The following is a 255-nucleotide window of genomic DNA, read 5'->3' as shown; positions in this document are numbered from 1 at the left end:
CACTGGGCTTGTGGCCGCCTATCGTCTCCATCAACTCTATGCATCTGAAACAGAAGGTGCTATATCGTGTACTCTCGTAGAAAAAGAGGGCCGACTTGGCGGGAAAATTCAAACAAAGAGAACGGATTCATACACACTGGAAGTAGGACCAGACTCGATCTTTACCCGTAAACCGGCCGGTGTTGAATTCATGAAAGAAATAGGCTTACACGATACCATGATTCCAGTCAGTTCACAAGGTGGCACGCTTGTGTG

1 protein-coding gene is annotated in these 255 nt (G+C 47.5%); it reads left to right on the top strand.

The annotated features are described in order from the left end of the window. Positions 1-255 (top strand): FAD-dependent oxidoreductase (locus MM817_RS16740; protein WP_241717209.1); only part of this gene is annotated, 255 nt, incomplete at both ends.

Source organism: Sulfoacidibacillus ferrooxidans, assembly GCF_022606465.1.
GTDB classification, from domain to species: Bacteria; Bacillota; Bacilli; order Alicyclobacillales; family SLC66; genus Sulfoacidibacillus; species Sulfoacidibacillus ferrooxidans.
This window is presented reverse-complemented; position numbering and strand designations above follow the sequence as displayed.